Annotated in this window: 15 protein-coding genes; 6 read left to right on the forward strand and 9 right to left on the reverse strand. The window is 72.5% G+C overall.

Going from position 1 to position 14314, the window contains the following annotated elements:
- Positions 1 to 199 precede the first annotated feature (199 nt).
- Together ASC98_RS11610 and ASC98_RS11615 are read left to right on the forward strand one after the other, a co-directional pair.
- A complete protein-coding gene (locus tag ASC98_RS11610) occupies positions 200 to 1318 on the forward strand; it encodes a 3-deoxy-7-phosphoheptulonate synthase (RefSeq protein ID WP_056804305.1) in 1119 nt (372 codons plus the stop codon).
- 113 nt (positions 1319 to 1431) lie between these two features.
- Positions 1432 to 1716 (forward strand): EF-hand domain-containing protein, encoded by a 285-nt coding sequence (locus tag ASC98_RS11615; RefSeq protein ID WP_056804307.1) that lies wholly within the window; start codon positions 1432 to 1434, stop codon positions 1714 to 1716.
- 15 nt (positions 1717 to 1731) lie between these two features.
- On the opposite strand, the gene ASC98_RS11620 is transcribed toward ASC98_RS11615, so the two are convergent.
- The 9 genes from ASC98_RS11620 to ASC98_RS11660 all read right to left on the reverse strand — a co-directional run bounded on the left by ASC98_RS11620 (position 1732) and on the right by ASC98_RS11660 (position 9985).
- The gene (locus tag ASC98_RS11620) at positions 1732 to 2307 is read right to left on the reverse strand and encodes a cob(I)yrinic acid a,c-diamide adenosyltransferase (RefSeq protein WP_056804312.1); all 576 of its coding nucleotides are present in this window, start codon (positions 2305 to 2307) and stop codon (positions 1732 to 1734) included.
- A gap of 2 nt (positions 2308 to 2309) precedes the next feature.
- A complete protein-coding gene (locus ASC98_RS11625; RefSeq protein WP_056804314.1) occupies positions 2310 to 2876 on the reverse strand; it encodes a DUF805 domain-containing protein in 567 nt (188 codons plus the stop codon).
- 124 nt (positions 2877 to 3000) lie between these two features.
- Positions 3001 to 4359 carry a DUF58 domain-containing protein gene (locus tag ASC98_RS11630; protein WP_056804817.1) on the reverse strand — a complete coding sequence of 453 codons (1359 nt, stop codon included), beginning with the start codon at positions 4357 to 4359 and terminating at the stop codon, positions 3001 to 3003.
- A gap of 10 nt (positions 4360 to 4369) precedes the next feature.
- The gene (locus ASC98_RS11635; RefSeq protein ID WP_056804317.1) at positions 4370 to 5362 is read right to left on the reverse strand and encodes a MoxR family ATPase; all 993 of its coding nucleotides are present in this window, start codon (positions 5360 to 5362) and stop codon (positions 4370 to 4372) included.
- A 9-nt stretch (positions 5363 to 5371) separates the two neighbouring features.
- Positions 5372 to 6700 carry a DUF4350 domain-containing protein gene (locus ASC98_RS11640; RefSeq protein WP_056804321.1) on the reverse strand — a complete coding sequence of 443 codons (1329 nt, stop codon included), beginning with the start codon at positions 6698 to 6700 and terminating at the stop codon, positions 5372 to 5374.
- Positions 6697 to 7503, reverse strand: coding sequence for a DUF4129 domain-containing protein (locus ASC98_RS11645; RefSeq protein WP_235581235.1), 807 nt, complete (start codon positions 7501 to 7503; stop codon positions 6697 to 6699). Before ASC98_RS11645 ends, ASC98_RS11640 begins: the two co-directional genes overlap by 4 nt.
- Positions 7493 to 8218, reverse strand: coding sequence for a hypothetical protein (locus ASC98_RS11650; RefSeq protein ID WP_056804325.1), 726 nt, complete (start codon positions 8216 to 8218; stop codon positions 7493 to 7495). Before ASC98_RS11650 ends, ASC98_RS11645 begins: the two co-directional genes overlap by 11 nt.
- Positions 8208 to 9275 carry a stage II sporulation protein M gene (locus tag ASC98_RS11655; RefSeq protein WP_056804327.1) on the reverse strand — a complete coding sequence of 356 codons (1068 nt, stop codon included), beginning with the start codon at positions 9273 to 9275 and terminating at the stop codon, positions 8208 to 8210. The genes ASC98_RS11650 and ASC98_RS11655 overlap by 11 nt, the downstream gene beginning before the upstream one ends.
- Positions 9272 to 9985 carry an RDD family protein gene (locus ASC98_RS11660; RefSeq protein ID WP_056804330.1) on the reverse strand — a complete coding sequence of 238 codons (714 nt, stop codon included), beginning with the start codon at positions 9983 to 9985 and terminating at the stop codon, positions 9272 to 9274. The genes ASC98_RS11655 and ASC98_RS11660 overlap by 4 nt, the downstream gene beginning before the upstream one ends.
- Positions 9986 to 10092: 107 nt before the next feature.
- Here ASC98_RS11660 and ASC98_RS11665 point away from each other — a divergent pair, with 107 nt between their 5' ends.
- From ASC98_RS11665 to ASC98_RS11680, 4 genes are read left to right on the forward strand one after another with little or no spacing between them, the layout of a single operon-like run.
- Positions 10093 to 11514 carry an FAD-binding oxidoreductase gene (locus ASC98_RS11665; RefSeq protein WP_056804333.1) on the forward strand — a complete coding sequence of 474 codons (1422 nt, stop codon included), beginning with the start codon at positions 10093 to 10095 and terminating at the stop codon, positions 11512 to 11514.
- Positions 11515 to 11524: 10 nt separating this feature from the next.
- Positions 11525 to 12475 (forward strand): ABC transporter permease, encoded by a 951-nt coding sequence (locus ASC98_RS11670; RefSeq protein ID WP_056804336.1) that lies wholly within the window; start codon positions 11525 to 11527, stop codon positions 12473 to 12475.
- An 8-nt stretch (positions 12476 to 12483) separates the two neighbouring features.
- Entirely contained in the window at positions 12484 to 13311 is an 828-nt protein-coding gene (locus ASC98_RS11675; RefSeq protein WP_056804339.1) for an ABC transporter permease, read from the forward strand.
- Positions 13311 to 14300 carry an ABC transporter ATP-binding protein gene (locus tag ASC98_RS11680; protein ID WP_056804343.1) on the forward strand — a complete coding sequence of 330 codons (990 nt, stop codon included), beginning with the start codon at positions 13311 to 13313 and terminating at the stop codon, positions 14298 to 14300. Before ASC98_RS11675 ends, ASC98_RS11680 begins: the two co-directional genes overlap by 1 nt.
- Positions 14301 to 14314 lie beyond the last annotated feature (14 nt).

Raw genomic sequence — 14314 nt, forward strand, 5'->3', positions numbered from 1 at the left:
ATGCGTTTCGTTCCGTCCTACTTCTTTGCCTACTTTTGGTTCTCGCACCGCCCGGCGGAGGAGAGGTCAGCGCGTAGGCTGTAAGCGACAAACGCAAAGAACTCACCAAACCGCCGGGCTCCCCCCGGCGGTTTTTTTTTGCCCTCGCCGTCCCGACCCTTCGATCGTTCCCACATCGCTCACGCAGGAGATCACCCACATGAACGCCCAGTCCGCCAGCGCCACGGAGGGTTGGTATGCGCCCGTCGACAAGACAGGCCGAACCGACGACGAAAGGATCCAGGACGTGACTCCGCTGCCCCCGCCCGAACACCTGGTTCGCTTCTTCCCGATCCGCGGCACCGCGGCCGAAACGCTGATCTCCGACACCCGCCAGCGCATCAAGAACATCGTCGCCGGCCGCGACGACCGCCTGCTCGTCGTGATGGGCCCGTGCTCGATCCACGACCCGGTCGCTGCCGTCGACTACGCCCGCAAGCTGCGCGTGCAGCGCGAAAAATACGCCGACACCCTCGAGATCGTGATGCGCGTCTACTTCGAGAAGCCGCGCACCACCGTCGGCTGGAAGGGCCTGATCAACGACCCCTACCTCGACGAGAGCTACCGCATCGACGAAGGCCTGCGCATCGCGCGCCAGCTGCTGACCGAGATCAACAAGCTGGGCATGCCGGCCGGCAGCGAGTTCCTCGACGTGATCTCGCCGCAATACATCGGCGACCTGATCTCGTGGGGCGCGATCGGCGCGCGCACCACCGAAAGCCAGGTGCACCGCGAACTGGCCTCGGGCCTGTCGGCACCGATCGGTTTCAAGAACGGCACCGACGGCAACATCCGCATCGCGACCGACGCGATCCAGGCCGCGGCCCGCGCGCACCACTTCCTGTCGGTGCACAAGAACGGCCAGGTCGCGATCGTCGAGACGCGCGGCAACCCCGACTGCCACGTGATCCTGCGCGGCGGCAAGACACCCAACTACGATGCGGTGCACGTCGAGGCGGCCTGCAAGGACCTCGAGGCCGCCAAGCTGAACCCGTCGCTGATGGTCGACTGCTCGCATGCCAACAGCAGCAAGCAGCATGAGCGCCAGATCGATGTCGCGCGCGACATCGCCGGCCAGCTTGCCGGCGGCAGCCGCCGCATCTTCGGCGTGATGGTCGAGAGCCACCTGCAGGCCGGCGCGCAGAAGTTCAGCGCCGGCAAGGACGACCCGGCCCGCCTCGCCTATGGCCAGAGCATCACCGACGCCTGCATCGGCTGGGACGATTCGCTGACGGTGCTCGACGTGCTGCACCAGGCGGTGAAGGCCCGCCGCGGCTGAGTTGTAAGGGCGGTCACGCAGATGTAGCGAGGGTAAGCCCTGGCAAGAAGACTGGCCCCGGCGCGCCGGATCAGGTGCAATCCCGGTTCGATCCACTCGCTCCGGGGCACGCCATGACCACGCCGCACCGCATTCGCAGCAGCCTGCTGGCCGTCACCCTGGGCGGCGCGGCGCTGCTGGCCTCCGCCGTGACCCCGGCCGCCGAACCGTCGGCCAAGGACAAGGCCGCAATGGAGGCAGTCTTCACCCGCGTCGACGTGAACGGCGACGGCAAGTTGTCGCGCGAGGAGGCCGAGCGCCTGCCGGCCATCGCGGCGATGTTCGACAAGCTCGATACCGACCACGACGGCCAGCTCACGTTGGCCGAGTTCGCCGTCGGCTACAACGCCGCACCCTGACGCCACTGGGTCGGATCAGTCCGCGTCGCGCGCCAGCCGCTCGCTGCGCCAGTACACGTCGTCGCCGCCCAGCCCGTCGAGGTTGGCGCGGTTCAGCACGCGCGCCAGCACGAACAGCAGGTCGCTGAGCCGGTTCAGGTACTGCCGCGGCTCGGCCCGCACCGTCTCGTGCGCGGCCAGCGCCACCACCGCGCGCTCGGCCCGCCGCGCGACGGTGCGCCCCACGTGCGCGATCGCCGCACTGCGCGTGCCTGCCGGCAGGATGAACTCCTTCAGCCGCGGCAGCGCGGCATTGTGGTGGGCCAGCGCCTCGTCGAGCCGCAGCACCGCATCGGCCTTCAGCAGCTCGTAGCCGGGGATCGACAACTCGCCGCCGAGGTTGAACAGCTCATGCTGGATCACCACCAGCAGCTCGCGCACGTCGTCGGGCAGCGGCTCGGCGAGCAGCACGCCGAGCGTCGAGTTCAGCTCGTCGACATCGCCCATCGCCTGCACCCGCAGGTGGTCCTTCGGCACGCGCGTGCCGTCGCCGAGGCCGGTGGTTCCGTCGTCACCGGTGCGGGTGGCGATCTGGGTGAGTCGATTCGCCATGTTCAGGGCTGCGCCGGCGGCGTGACCTGCATCTGCGCCGCCTTGGCCCGCATCACGTAGCTCTGGTAGGCCGGCAGCGCGATCGCGGCGACGATGCCGAGCAGGATGAAGGCCGGGAACACCCAGGCGAGGATCTTGACCGAGCGGGTGTTCGGCGGCGGCGGGGCGCCGTATTCGTTCGTGCCCGGCGTGCCGGCCTTGAACAGCCAGATCAGCGCGACCAACGGGATGAGCGCCAGCAGCACGGACCACCCGGTCCAGCCCATGTCGTGCGAGCGCTGGATCATCATCATCACGGCCCAGACGGCGTACGCGATGCCGACCACGACATAGACCGCCACCGCGACGAACGGCGAATTCGTCAAGGCCACGATCAGGCCGACGACGAAGAACAGCGGCAACATCAGCAGGTAGCTCGCGCCGAGGTAGGCGAGGTAGCGCAGGCGACCGATGCGGCCCCGCGTCGACCACAGGTTGATCGGCTGGACTTCGCCCGACGCACGGTCGATGTCGGCGACGGCCGCGCGCGGCGGCTGATAGGGATTGGCGGAGGGGTTGGCGGTGGCCATCGGATGGTTCTCCTCGGGATGATGTGGTGTTGTAGGGCCGGGCCGGGGTCCGGCGCGGCCATCGTAGCGGAGGCCCCGCGCCGCGCCTAGCACCCCGTCGGGGGTGGGGCGCGGACCGCTCGGGCTACAGCAGCCGCGAGCGCTTCACCGCGTGGTAGCGGTTCACCAGCGCCACCGGCAGGTCGCGCGGCTCCACGTCCACCGACAGCGCGTCCTGCCCGGTCACGCGCCGGAAGGCATCGCGCCGCGCCTGCTCGAACCAGTGCGCGCCGGCCACCTCGACCGCCCGCTCGGCCACGCCCAGCGGCTGGCCCGCCAGCTCGCGCAGCACCCGCTCGCGCAGGCTGGCCACCAGCACCAGGTGGCGGGTGCGCATCAATTTCAGCGCCGGGGCCAGCTCGGCCGCGTCTTCATCGCGGAAGTTGGTCAGCATGATCACCAGGGCGCGCTTGCGCTGCAGCTTCATCACGTCGCGCGCCGCCTCGAGGTAGTCGGAGTGGTCGGTGCCGGGTTCGATGTCGTACAGCCGCGCCATCATCGCGTTCAGCGTCACCGCGCCCTTGCGCGGCGCGAAGCGGCGCTGCTGGCCCGGTGCGTGGCCGAAGGTGATCGCGCCGACCTCGTCGCCTTCCTTCAGCGCGACGTGGGTCAGCAGCATCAGCGCGTTCAGCGCCTGGTCGAAGTGGCCGCCGTCGGCACTCAGCGCGCCCTCGTCGGCCCGCATGCGCCGGCCGCAATCGAGCAGGAACAGCACGCACTGGTCGCGCTCGTCCTGGAACTGCCGCACGATCGGCCGGTTGTGGCGCAGCGTCGCCTTCCAGTCGATGTGGCGCACCGGGTCGCCGCTCTGGTAGTCGGCGAGCTGCTTGAAGTCGGTGCCTTCGCCCCGCTGCGCATAGGTCTTGATGCCGATCTGTGACAGCCGCCGGTCGCCGGCCAGCCACGCATAGCGCGCGACCGCCGCGAAGTTCGGGTACACGTGCAGCGCCTGCGGCTCGCCCAGCACCTGCAGCCATTCGAAGCTGCCGCCGCGCGAACGCAGCCGCAGCTGCGTGCGGCCGAAGCGCACCGGGCCGCGCCGGCGCGGCGTCACGCGGTAGCGCAGCTCGATGCGCCGGCGCGCCGGCAGCGTGAATGCGCGCGGCAGCCCGTCGAAATCGAGCGTGCCGTCGGGCTCGTCGAACACCGTGCCGCGCCAGCCGAGCGTCGCCGGGTTGACGACGTTCAGCACCAGCTCGCGCGGCACGCCGAGCGCCAGCGCCTGCGGCAGGCGCCGCTCCAGCCGCAGCGGCGCGCGCGTCCAGCTGCGCCGCGTGTGCCACAGGTCGGCCAGCGCCCACAGCAGCCCCGCGGCCGCGCAGGCACCGGCCACGGCCGAGACCCAGGGCGCCGGCACGCCGGCCAGCAGCGCCACCGCGCTCGCGAGCGCGGCTGCGCCCACCACTGCCACGGCGGCCCGGCTGGGGATCAGGCGCAGGCGCATCAGCGGCGGCTCACAGGCGCGGTGCCGCCACGCTGTCGACCATCGCGGCCAGCAGCTCGCCGAGCGCGCGGCCTTCGAGCTGCGCATCGGGCGACAGCATCACGCGGTGGCGCAGCGCCGGCAGCGCATGCTGCTTCACGTCGTCGGGCGTCACGAAATCGCGCGACTGCATCATCGCGGTCGCACGTGCCGCGCGCACCAGCGCGATCGCGCCGCGCGGCCCGGCGCCGGCCGACAGGCCCGGCCACACGCGCGTCGCGCGCGCCAGCCGCACCGCGTAGTCGAGCACCTTGTCGTCGACGCGGATGAACGACACCAGGCGCTGCAGCGCCAGCACCGAGCGCTCGTCCAGCCGCGGCGCGATCGCATCGAGCGGGAACTGGTCGCCGGCCAGCTGCTCGGTGGTGCGGCGCACGATCGCGGTCTCTTCGTCCTGCGACGGGTAGCCGATGTCGATCTTGAACAGGAAGCGGTCGAGCTGCGCCTCGGGCAGCGGGTAGGTGCCTTCGGTGTCGACCGGGTTCTGCGTCGCGAGCACCATGAACGGCTTGTCCAGCGGCAGCGTCTGGCCCTCGATCGTCACCTGGTACTCCTGCATCACCTCCAGCAGCGAGCTCTGCGTCTTGGCCGGCGCGCGGTTGATCTCGTCGGCCAGCAGCAGGTTGGTGAACACCGGCCCGCGGTGCACGCGCAGCGCGCCGACCGGTGCGCCGGCCTCGCCGCGCGCCTCCAGCACCGCATGGCCGGTGATGTCCGACGGCATCAGGTCGGGCGTGAACTGCACGCGGGCGTAGTTGAGCGACAGCGACTTGGCCAGCGTGCGCGCGAGCAGCGTCTTGCCGAGGCCGGGCACGCCTTCGATCAGCACGTGGCCGCTGGCCATCAGCGCGACCAGGCACTGGTCCACGGCCTGCTGCTGGCCGACGACGGCCTTGCCGACCTCGGCGCGCAGTTCGTTCAGCAGTTCGGCGGCACGGGTCAGGTCGGTGGGTTTGATCTGCATGGAGGGTCCTCAGGAAGCGGTGTGCGTGGCGCGCCCGGCCGGGGCCTGCCCCAGCCGGCGGCGCGCGGTTTCCAACAGTTCGAGCACGGGCGGCAGGTCGATGCGGCGGCGCGGGATGCTGCGGTCGAGCGCGAGGCCGAGCGCCGCGGCGTCCAGCCCGGTCAGCTTCGAGATCGCCGATGCGCGCGCGCCGCGTTCGAGTTCGTCGTAGCGCATCACGTGCAGCCGGGCGGTCTCGTCGAGCGCGCGCACCTGCGCCGCGTGCAGCGCGAGCGGGCCGTGGCGCCACAGGAAACGCGCGGTGCCGGTGACCTGCTCGACCATCGAGCGCCGGCCCGGCGGCGTCGGCACCGTCAGCGGGCCGAAGCGCGGCGCGGCGCGCCACCAGGCCAGCAGCAGCGCGAGGCCCGACAACAGCAGCGCCGCGGCGCCGGCCTGCCAGAGCCAGCCGGCCAGCGATGCCCGCGATTCCTCTTCGACGATCCACAGCCGCTGCCCGCGGTGCAGCTGCAGCGCGGCCGCGGCGATCAGCCCGTTGTCGCCGCGTGTCAGCGCCCGGTTGCCGCGCAGGTCCCAGCCGGCCAGCACGGTGACGCTGCCGCGGCCATGCGGTACGCGCAGCAGTTCGATGCCGGTGTCGGCGTCGAGCTGCCAGGTCGCCGGCACCGTGGCCCGCACCCGCGGCCACGGCGGGTGCGCGCAGCTCATGAAGCGGCGCGCCGGCGGATAGGCAGGCGCCACCGCCTCCGGCTCGGCCACCGAGCGGCACGGCGGGCCCTCGCGCAGCTGCTTCAGCAGGCGGTCGACGTCGGGCCTGCCGCCGGCGGCAGGACGCGACGCCTGCGCCACCGGGGCGGGCGGCGGCTCGGCCGCTTCGTCCTCGTCCTCGTCGTCCTCTTCATCGTCGTGCGCCTGCGCACCGGAGGCCGCGCGCTTCGGTGCCGGCGCCACCGGCTTGACGGCGTGCACCGGCAGCCAGCTGCTGAGCTCGGCCTCGCGGAGGTCGGTCGCCTGCAGCACCAGGTGGCCGCCATCGGCCACCCACGCGCGCAAGCGCTCGCCGCGGCCGGGGACGATGCCGCGCTGCCACGCGGCGAAGTAGACGGTGCTGCCGGCCGGCAGCATCTGCGGCAGCTCGGTCGGCCGCTCGACCGTCGCGCCGAGCCGGCGCGCCAGGTCCTCCAGCGCGAGCAGGTCGTTCTTCGCCGCCTCGGGCGACGGCGGCTTCGGCACGTCGACCTCGACCCATTCGGTGCACGAGGCCAGCCACAACAGGCCGCCAACCAGCAGCGCGGCGAGGCCGGCGCGCAGCAGGTTGTCGCTGGTCAGCAGCTTCATGCGGCCTCCGTCCCGACCGCTGCGGCCGGCGCCTGCAGCCGCGCGTCGAATTCATCGCACAGCGCGAGCACGACGTCGGTCGGCGGCAGCCGGGCGCCGTAGACCGCGAGCTGCCACGCGCCCACCAGCCGCGCCAGGTACTCGGCCGGTTCGGCGCGCAGCCGCGCGCGCGCCAGCGCGACGCACTCGCCCTCGGTGCTGGCCGCGCGGATCGGCAGCGCATGCGCATGCACCAGCCGCGACAGCGCACCGCGGTACAGCAGCGACAGCGCGGCCCGCTGCTCGCCGCGCTGCCAGAGCGCCGCGGCCGCCGGGCCGATGCGATCGGGCAGGCTTTCGGGGCGGATGTCGAGGTCGCGCACATGGCTGGGCAACGGCGGCGCGCGCTGCGGCAGCGCACCGGCGCGCTCGCGGATCCAGTAGCGCAGCCCGACCACCAGCACCGCGACCAGCACCGCGCCGATCGCCCACACCACCAGCCGCCCGGCCGCGGTGGCCCAGCCGGCGAACTCGCGCAGCCACTTGAACCACGGCGGGATGTCGCCCGGTTTCTCGGGCTTCTTCGCTTCGGATTCACGCGGCTTGAAGCGCCAGGTCTTCTGCTTCTGCGTGCCGCCGAAGCGCGGATCGGCGCGCAGCGTCGCGACCTCGGTTTCGATCTCGTCACGCGACGGGCGGCCCTCGACGGCCTCGGGCGCCGACGCTGCCAATGCCGCTGAAGCCGCCAACTCGGGCGCCTCTTGCGCCCGCACACCGGCGCCCAGCAGCGCCACCGCCAGCCACCAGGCAGCGCTAGAACGCACGGCGGAACTCCTGCTCGATGTCCCAGGCCTCGAGCTGCACGCGGCGGTTCAGGTACATCGCGAAACCGGCGCCGACGTAGAACGGCTCCAGCATCAGCACCACCAGCGCATAGCCGCTGGCGGTCGCGAACGAGGCCGACAGGCTGCCGCCGGTGAACCAGTCCCAGGCCTGGCTGCGCAGCCCCTCGGGCAGCAGCAGCGCGATGAACGCCATCAGCCCGATGCCGAGGAAGGCTTCGGCATGCGCGAACGCCAGGTGCATCATCCCGGCCGGCCCGCGCTGCGCGCGCAGCATCAGCGCGCGCCGCTGGCGCCGTGCCTTGCCGCGCTGGCCTTCGAGCTGGTAGATCGGCTGCGTGTACGAGCGCCACGGCGACAGCCGCCGCCACAGCAGGCTGCCGAACCATTGCCCCCACCAGACCTCGCGCTGCGCGCGCCACAGGTCGGCGAAGCGGGTCGACTGGCCGAAGGCCGCGCGCGACAGCACGAACAGCACGCTGCGGTCGATCCACGGCTTGAACCAGAAGATCAGCACGCTCGGCAGCCAGCTCGCGATCTCGACGCTGGACAGCGCGAGCACGAACACCGCGGCGAACACCGGCGTGCAGGTCAGCCACACCGAACGCGCGTGGGCCTGCACCAGCCGCACGCCCAGGTCGCCGGCCTCGTGCATCGGGCGCGGGCGCAGCTCGACCGCGATCGCATCAACCTGCATGCGAGCCCTCTTCCGCCATGACCGCGCGGCGCGGCCGCCCCTGCCAGCCCAGGTAGGCGATCACCAGCGCCCAGCAGGCCGCGCCGACGCCGTACTTGACCTGCGGCGCGACCCAGCGGGCCGACGACCAGAAGGCCTCGACCGCGGCGGCGATCAGCAGGAACGCGATCACGCCGTACATCACCACGATGGCATGCGACGACGCATGGCGCAGCGCCTCGAGCCGAGTGCGCCGGCCCGGCGCGAGCAGCGCATGGCCGAGGCGCAGCCCGGCCGCGCCGGACATCACGATGGCCGTCAGTTCGAAGGCGGAGTGGGTGACGATGAACGAGTAGAAGGCGGTGCCGTGGCCGCGGGCCGTCAGGTAGCCGCCGACCGCGCCGCCCTGCAGCCCGTTGAAGACCAGGAAGAAGGCGCTGCCGATGCCGCCGAACAGCCCGGCCGCGAAGCACTGGAAGCCGATGCCGATGTTGTGCTGGATGTAGTAGCCGAACATCTGCCAGTCGGTCTCGGCGCTGCGCGGCTTGCCGATCGGCTCGGCGCCGGGGCCGTACATCTGGTCGAAGTTGCGCACCTGGTCGGCGCTCATCAGGTGCAGCACGAAGCCGGGGTCGCGCCAGCAGGCCCAGCCGACCAGCAGCGTCGGCAGCACGAACAGCAGCGCGGCCACCAGCAGGTAGCCGCGGTGCGCGCGCACGCTCTGCGGGATGTCGACCAGCAGCAGCCGGCGCAGCCGCCCGATGCCGAAGCCGGGTTCGTGGCGGCGGTAGATCAGCTGGTGCGCGCGGTGCGTCAGCTGTTCGAGGCGCTGCGTCAGGCCGATCGGGTAGGCGCGGGCCTGCGCCAGCGCGAGGTGCTCGCAGGCGCGGCGGTACAGCACGCTGAGGCGGGCGCCGTCGACGACGCCGGGCCGGGCCTTGCTGCGCTCCTGTCGCGCCTTCTTGCCGTCGGTCTTGTCGGCCTTTTTTCGCGGCCGCGTGCCCTCCGCCCGCTCCAGCAGGGCCTGCAACTCGTCCCACAGCGGCGCATAGGCGGCCTCGAACTGCAACGGCGTCATCGGGCGGCATCCCCGCGGTGGCCGAGCAGCCAGTGCGCGACGCCGAGCAGGCGCTGCGTCGCATCGGCCGGCGCGGCCCCGGCGCCGTCGGCATCGGTCGCCGAGCGGGCGAGGGTGGCCAGCTCGTCGAAGCGGGCCGGCGTGAGCCGCGCGCCGCGCATCGCCCAGTTGACGATCGCGGCCTGCTCGCGCAGCGCGAGCGGCCGCGCCGGCGCGCGCGGCGGTGCGTCGGGCAGCGCGCCGTGCAGCTCGACGCTGCCGGCATGCACCACCAGCGTGCCGGCCGCCATGTCGCCCAGGCGCTTGAAATCGGGTCGCCACAGCATGGCCAGCACGCCGAAGCCGTACAACAGCGGCATGAAGTCGGCCGCGCGCAGCAGGTTGCGGATGATCGATGCGGCCGGCGTCACCGGCAGGCCGGAGTCCATCACCACCCGCAGCCCCAGCATGCGCTTGCCCGGCGTCGCGCCGGCCAGCGCCAGCTCGAACGCCACCGGGTAGAACCATTCGAGCAGGAAATAGACCATCAGCTGCAGCCCGGCGCCCAGGCCGCCGCCGAGCCCGAGCAACGCCGACAGCACCAGGAACAGCACGATGCGGATGCCGAAATCGGCGGCGAACGCCAGCACGCGCGGCACCAGCCCGGCCGGTCTCAGCGACAGCGCGATGCCTTCCGGTGTCTCGGCAGTGGTCAGCGTATCCAGGGACACGGAAGCGTTCGGTGGTGAGGTCGCAGATTCTAGGGTCAGCGCGCGCGCTGCGGCGCCGGCCCGGCGCGCGGTGCAGAATCGACGGTCCGTTGTCGGAGGCCCCCGCCATGAATGCACCCATTCCCGCCCACCTGCTGCCGCAGCTCGATCCGCGGCCGGTTCCTGCCGAGATGGTCGAGGCGCTGAAGGCCCGCTTCGGCGAGCGCTGCTCCACCGCGCTCGCGGTGCGCGAGCAGCACGGCCGCGACGAATCGCCGTTCGACGTGCCGCCGCCCGAGGTGGTGGTGTACTGCGAGAGCACCGACGACGTCGCCGCGGTGGTGACGCTGGCCGACCGGCATGCGGTGCCGGTGATCCCCTACGGTGCCGGCTCGTCGCTCGAAGGCCACCTGCTCGCGGTGCAGGGCGGCGTCAGCATCGACCTGACGCGCATGAACCGCATCCTGTCCGTGCGCCCCGAGGACCTCACCGTCACCGTGCAGGCCGGCGTCACCCGCATGCAGCTGAACGCCGAGGTCCGCCATGCCGGCCTGTTCTTCCCGATCGACCCCGGCGCCGACGCCACGCTCGGCGGCATGAGCGCCACCCGCGCGAGCGGCACCAACGCCGTGCGCTACGGCACGATGCGCGACAACGTGCTGGCGCTCACCGTCGTCACGCCGCAGGGCGAGGTGATCCACACCGGCACGCGGGCGCGCAAGTCGTCGGCCGGCTACGACCTGACGCGGCTGATGGTGGGCAGCGAAGGCACGCTCGGCGTGATGACCGAGATCACGCTGAAGCTGTACCCGCTGCCCGAGGCGATCTCGGCGGCCACCTGCAGCTTCCCGAGCATCGACGCCGCGGTGCGCACCACCATCCAGCTGATCCAGATGGGCGTGCCGATCGCCCGCTGCGAGCTGCTCGACGCCAACGCGGTGCGCGCGGTGAACCGGCACGACAAGCTGACGCTGCCCGAATCGCCGCTGCTGCTGATGGAGTTCCACGGCAGCGAGGCGAGCGTGGCCGAGCAGGCCGCGACGGTGCAGGAGATCGCCAGCGAGTTCGGCGGCGAAGGCTTCCAGTGGGCGACCACGCCGGAAGAGCGCACGAAGCTGTGGACGGCGCGCCACCGCGCGTACTTCGCCGGGCTGCAGATGAAGCCCGGCAGCCGCACCGTGACCACCGACACCTGCGTGCCGATCTCGCGGCTGGCCGAGTGCATCAACGACAGCGTCGCCGAGGTCGAGGCCTCGGGGCTGATGTACTACATCGTCGGACATGTCGGCGACGGCAACTTCCACCTTGCGTACCTGATCGACCCCGACAAGCCGCAAGAGCGCGAGACCGCCGAGCGGCTGAACCTGCAGCTGGTGCAGCGCGCGCTGCGGCTCGACGGCACCTGCACCGGCGAGCACGGCATCGGGCTGCACAAGATGGGCTTCCTGGTCAGCGAGGCCGGTGCCGGCGCGGTCGACATGATGCGCAGCGTCAAGCGCGCGCTCGATCCGAAGAACATCATGAACCCCGGCAAGATCTTTTCGCTGTGAGACCGCGGCCATCGGCGTGTTCCTGATCCGGCGCGGCGCCGCGTTCGTCGCCACGCTGCTGGCGGCCTCGGCGCTGATCTTCGCGGTGCTCGCGCTGCTGCCGGGCAGCGCGGTCGACGTGCGGCTGGAGACCGGCGCGACGCCGGAGGCCGCCGCGGCGCTGGCGCAGCAGCTCGGGCTCGACCAGCCGCCGCTCGCGCGCTATGGCCGCTGGCTGCGCGGCCTCGCGAGCGGCGACCTGGGCCGCAGCGTCGCCTACGACGCGCCGATCGCCGAGCTGCTGGCCGAGCGGCTGCTCGTCACGGTGCCGCTGGCGCTGATCGCGATGGCCCTCACGGTCGTGCTCGCGCTCGCGCTCGGCGTGTTCGCCGCGTCGCGGCACCGCCGGCTGGGCGATGCCGGCGTGATGGCCGCGAGCCAGCTCGGCATGGCGGTGCCGAACTTCTGGCTCGCGATCCTGCTGATCGGGGTGTTCGCGGTGAAGCTGCAGTGGTTCCCGGCTGGTGGCTTCGACGGCTGGGCCGACGACCCGGCCGCCGCGCTGCGTTCGCTGCTGCTGCCGGCCATTGCGCTGGCCGCGGTGCAGGTCGCGATCCTCGCGCGCGTGACGCGCAGCGCGGTGCTCGAGGTGATGCGCGAGGACTTCGTGCGCAGCGCCCGCGCGCAGGGCCTGGGCCGGCGCGCGGTGCTGTGGCGCCATGTGCTGCGCAACGCGCTGGTGCCGGTGCTGACGGTGATGGGGCTGCAGTTCGCGAACCTGCTGACCGGCGCGATCGTCGTCGAGAAGGTGTTTGCGTTGCCGGGACTCGGGCTGCTGGTGTTCCAGGCGATCGCGAACCGCGACCTCGCGGTGGTGCAGAACGTCGTGATGCTGTTCGCCGGCGCGGTGATCGCGATCAACTTCGCGGTCGACCTGCTGCTGGTGGCCGTCGACCCGCGGCTGAAGGCGGTGCACCGGTGAGCGGGGCGATGACGACGGCGATGCGCCGCCACCCGAGCTTCGTCGCCGGCTGCGGGCTGGTGGGGCTGTGGCTCGCCGCGGTGCTGTTGTCGCTCGCGTGGACGCCGTACCCGCCGACCGAGATCGACGTGCCGAACCGGCTGCTGCTGCCGTCGGCCGCGCACTGGCTGGGCACCGACAGCCTGGGGCGCGACATCGCGTCGCTGCTGATCGTCGGCGCGCGCACCTCGCTGCTGGTGGGCGTCGCGGCGGTCGGGCTGGGCGCGCTGCTCGGCACCGCGATCGGCGTGCTCGGCGCTGCACGCCGCGGCTGGCTCGATGCGCTGCTGATGCGCGCCGCCGACTTCAGCTTCGCGTTCCCGGCGCTGCTGACCGCGATGATGCTGGCCGCGCTGGCCGGCCCGGGCGCCGCCACCGCGGTGGCGGCGATCGCGGTCTTCAACGCCGCGGTGTTCGCGCGCATCAGCCGCTCGGCGGCCGGTGCGGTCTGGTCGCGCGACTTCGTGCTGGCCGCGCGCGCCTGCGGCCGCGACCGCTGGCAGATCACCCTCGACCATGTGCTGCCGAACATTGCGGCGCCGCTGATCGTGCAGGCGACGATCCAGTTCGCGGTCGCGATCCTCGCCGAGGCGGCGCTGAGCTACCTCGGCCTGGGCGTGCGGCCGCCGCAGCCGAGCTGGGGTCGCATGCTGAACGAGGCGCAGGAGATGATGTTCCAGGCGCCGCAGCTGGCGCTGTACCCGGGCATCGCAATCGCGCTCGCGGTGCTGGGCCTCAACCTGGTGGGCGACGGGCTGCGCGACCTGCTGGACCCGCGGCTGGTGACGGAGCGCTGATGGCCGACCCGCTGCTCCAGGTGCGCGACCTGCGGGTCAGCCTGCCGTCGGCGCGCGGGCCGGTGGACGCGGTGCGCGGGGTCGACCTGGACCTGGCGCGCGGCTGCACGCTCGGGCTGATCGGCGAGAGCGGCTGCGGCAAGTCGATGACCGCGCTGGCGCTGATGGGCCTGCTGCCCGATGCGGCGCGTGCGAGCGGCAGCATCCGCTTCGACGGGCAGGAGCTGGTCGGCCTGGACGATGCGGCGATGTGCCGCCTGCGCGGCCGGCGCATCGCGATGGTGTTCCAGGAGCCGATGACGGCGCTCGATCCGCTGCAGCCGCTGTGGCGCACGGTGTCGGAACCCTTGCGCGTGCACCGTGGCCTGGATGCGCGCGGCGCCCGCGCCGAAGCGCTGCGCCTGCTCGACCGCGTGCAGCTGCCGCAGGCCGCGCAGCGGCTCGACGCGCGCCCGCACCAGCTGTCGGGCGGGCAGCGGCAGCGCGTGATGATCGCGACGGCGCTGGCCTGCGGGCCGGAGCTGCTGATCGCCGACGAGCCGACGACCGCGCTGGATGCGACGCTGCAGCGCGAGATCCTGTCGCTGATCGGCACCCTGGTCGCCGACGGCGGCATGGCCTTGCTGCTGATCTCGCACGACCTCGACCTGATGGCACGCAGCGTCGAGCGGGTGATGGTGATGTACGGCGGCACGGTGGTGGAGGAAGGCCCTGGCGCGCAGGTGCTGGCCGCGCCGGCGCATCCGTACACCCGCGGGCTGGTCGGCGCGCGGCCGCGGCTCGGTGCGTCGCGCGGCACGCGGCTGGCGACGATCCCGGGGCGCGTGCCGGCGCTCGGCGAGTGGCCGGCGGGCTGCCCGTTCGCCGACCGCTGCGGGTGGGTGGTCGACGCGTGCCGGGCCGGCCTGCCGGCGCCGATGGGCGTCGGCGTGGATCGCGCGGCGCGGTGCATCCGGCTGACATCTGCTCACACGTGGGACAGCCGGTAACCACGCTTGCATCT

This window comes from Rhizobacter sp. Root1238, assembly GCF_001425825.1.
GTDB lineage: Bacteria > Pseudomonadota > Gammaproteobacteria > Burkholderiales > Burkholderiaceae_C > Rhizobacter.

Bases quoted from the DNA above. Each gene is read 5' to 3' on its own strand.
- ASC98_RS11610 (WP_056804305.1), top strand. From the start codon at position 200: ATGAACGCCCAGTCCGCCAGCGCCACGGAGGGTTGGTATGCGCCCGTC.
- ASC98_RS11615 (WP_056804307.1), top strand. From the start codon at position 1,432: ATGACCACGCCGCACCGCATTCGCAGCAGCCTGCTGGCCGTCACCCTG.
- ASC98_RS11620 (WP_056804312.1), bottom strand. From the start codon at position 2,307: ATGGCGAATCGACTCACCCAGATCGCCACCCGCACCGGTGACGACGGA.
- ASC98_RS11625 (WP_056804314.1), bottom strand. From the start codon at position 2,876: ATGGCCACCGCCAACCCCTCCGCCAATCCCTATCAGCCGCCGCGCGCG.
- ASC98_RS11630 (WP_056804817.1), bottom strand. From the start codon at position 4,359: ATGCGCCTGCGCCTGATCCCCAGCCGGGCCGCCGTGGCAGTGGTGGGC.
- ASC98_RS11635 (WP_056804317.1), bottom strand. From the start codon at position 5,362: ATGCAGATCAAACCCACCGACCTGACCCGTGCCGCCGAACTGCTGAAC.
- ASC98_RS11640 (WP_056804321.1), bottom strand. From the start codon at position 6,700: ATGAAGCTGCTGACCAGCGACAACCTGCTGCGCGCCGGCCTCGCCGCG.
- ASC98_RS11650 (WP_056804325.1), bottom strand. From the start codon at position 8,218: ATGCAGGTTGATGCGATCGCGGTCGAGCTGCGCCCGCGCCCGATGCAC.
- ASC98_RS11655 (WP_056804327.1), bottom strand. From the start codon at position 9,275: ATGACGCCGTTGCAGTTCGAGGCCGCCTATGCGCCGCTGTGGGACGAG.
- ASC98_RS11665 (WP_056804333.1), top strand. From the start codon at position 10,093: ATGAATGCACCCATTCCCGCCCACCTGCTGCCGCAGCTCGATCCGCGG.
- ASC98_RS11675 (WP_056804339.1), top strand. From the start codon at position 12,484: ATGACGACGGCGATGCGCCGCCACCCGAGCTTCGTCGCCGGCTGCGGG.
- ASC98_RS11680 (WP_056804343.1), top strand. From the start codon at position 13,311: ATGGCCGACCCGCTGCTCCAGGTGCGCGACCTGCGGGTCAGCCTGCCG.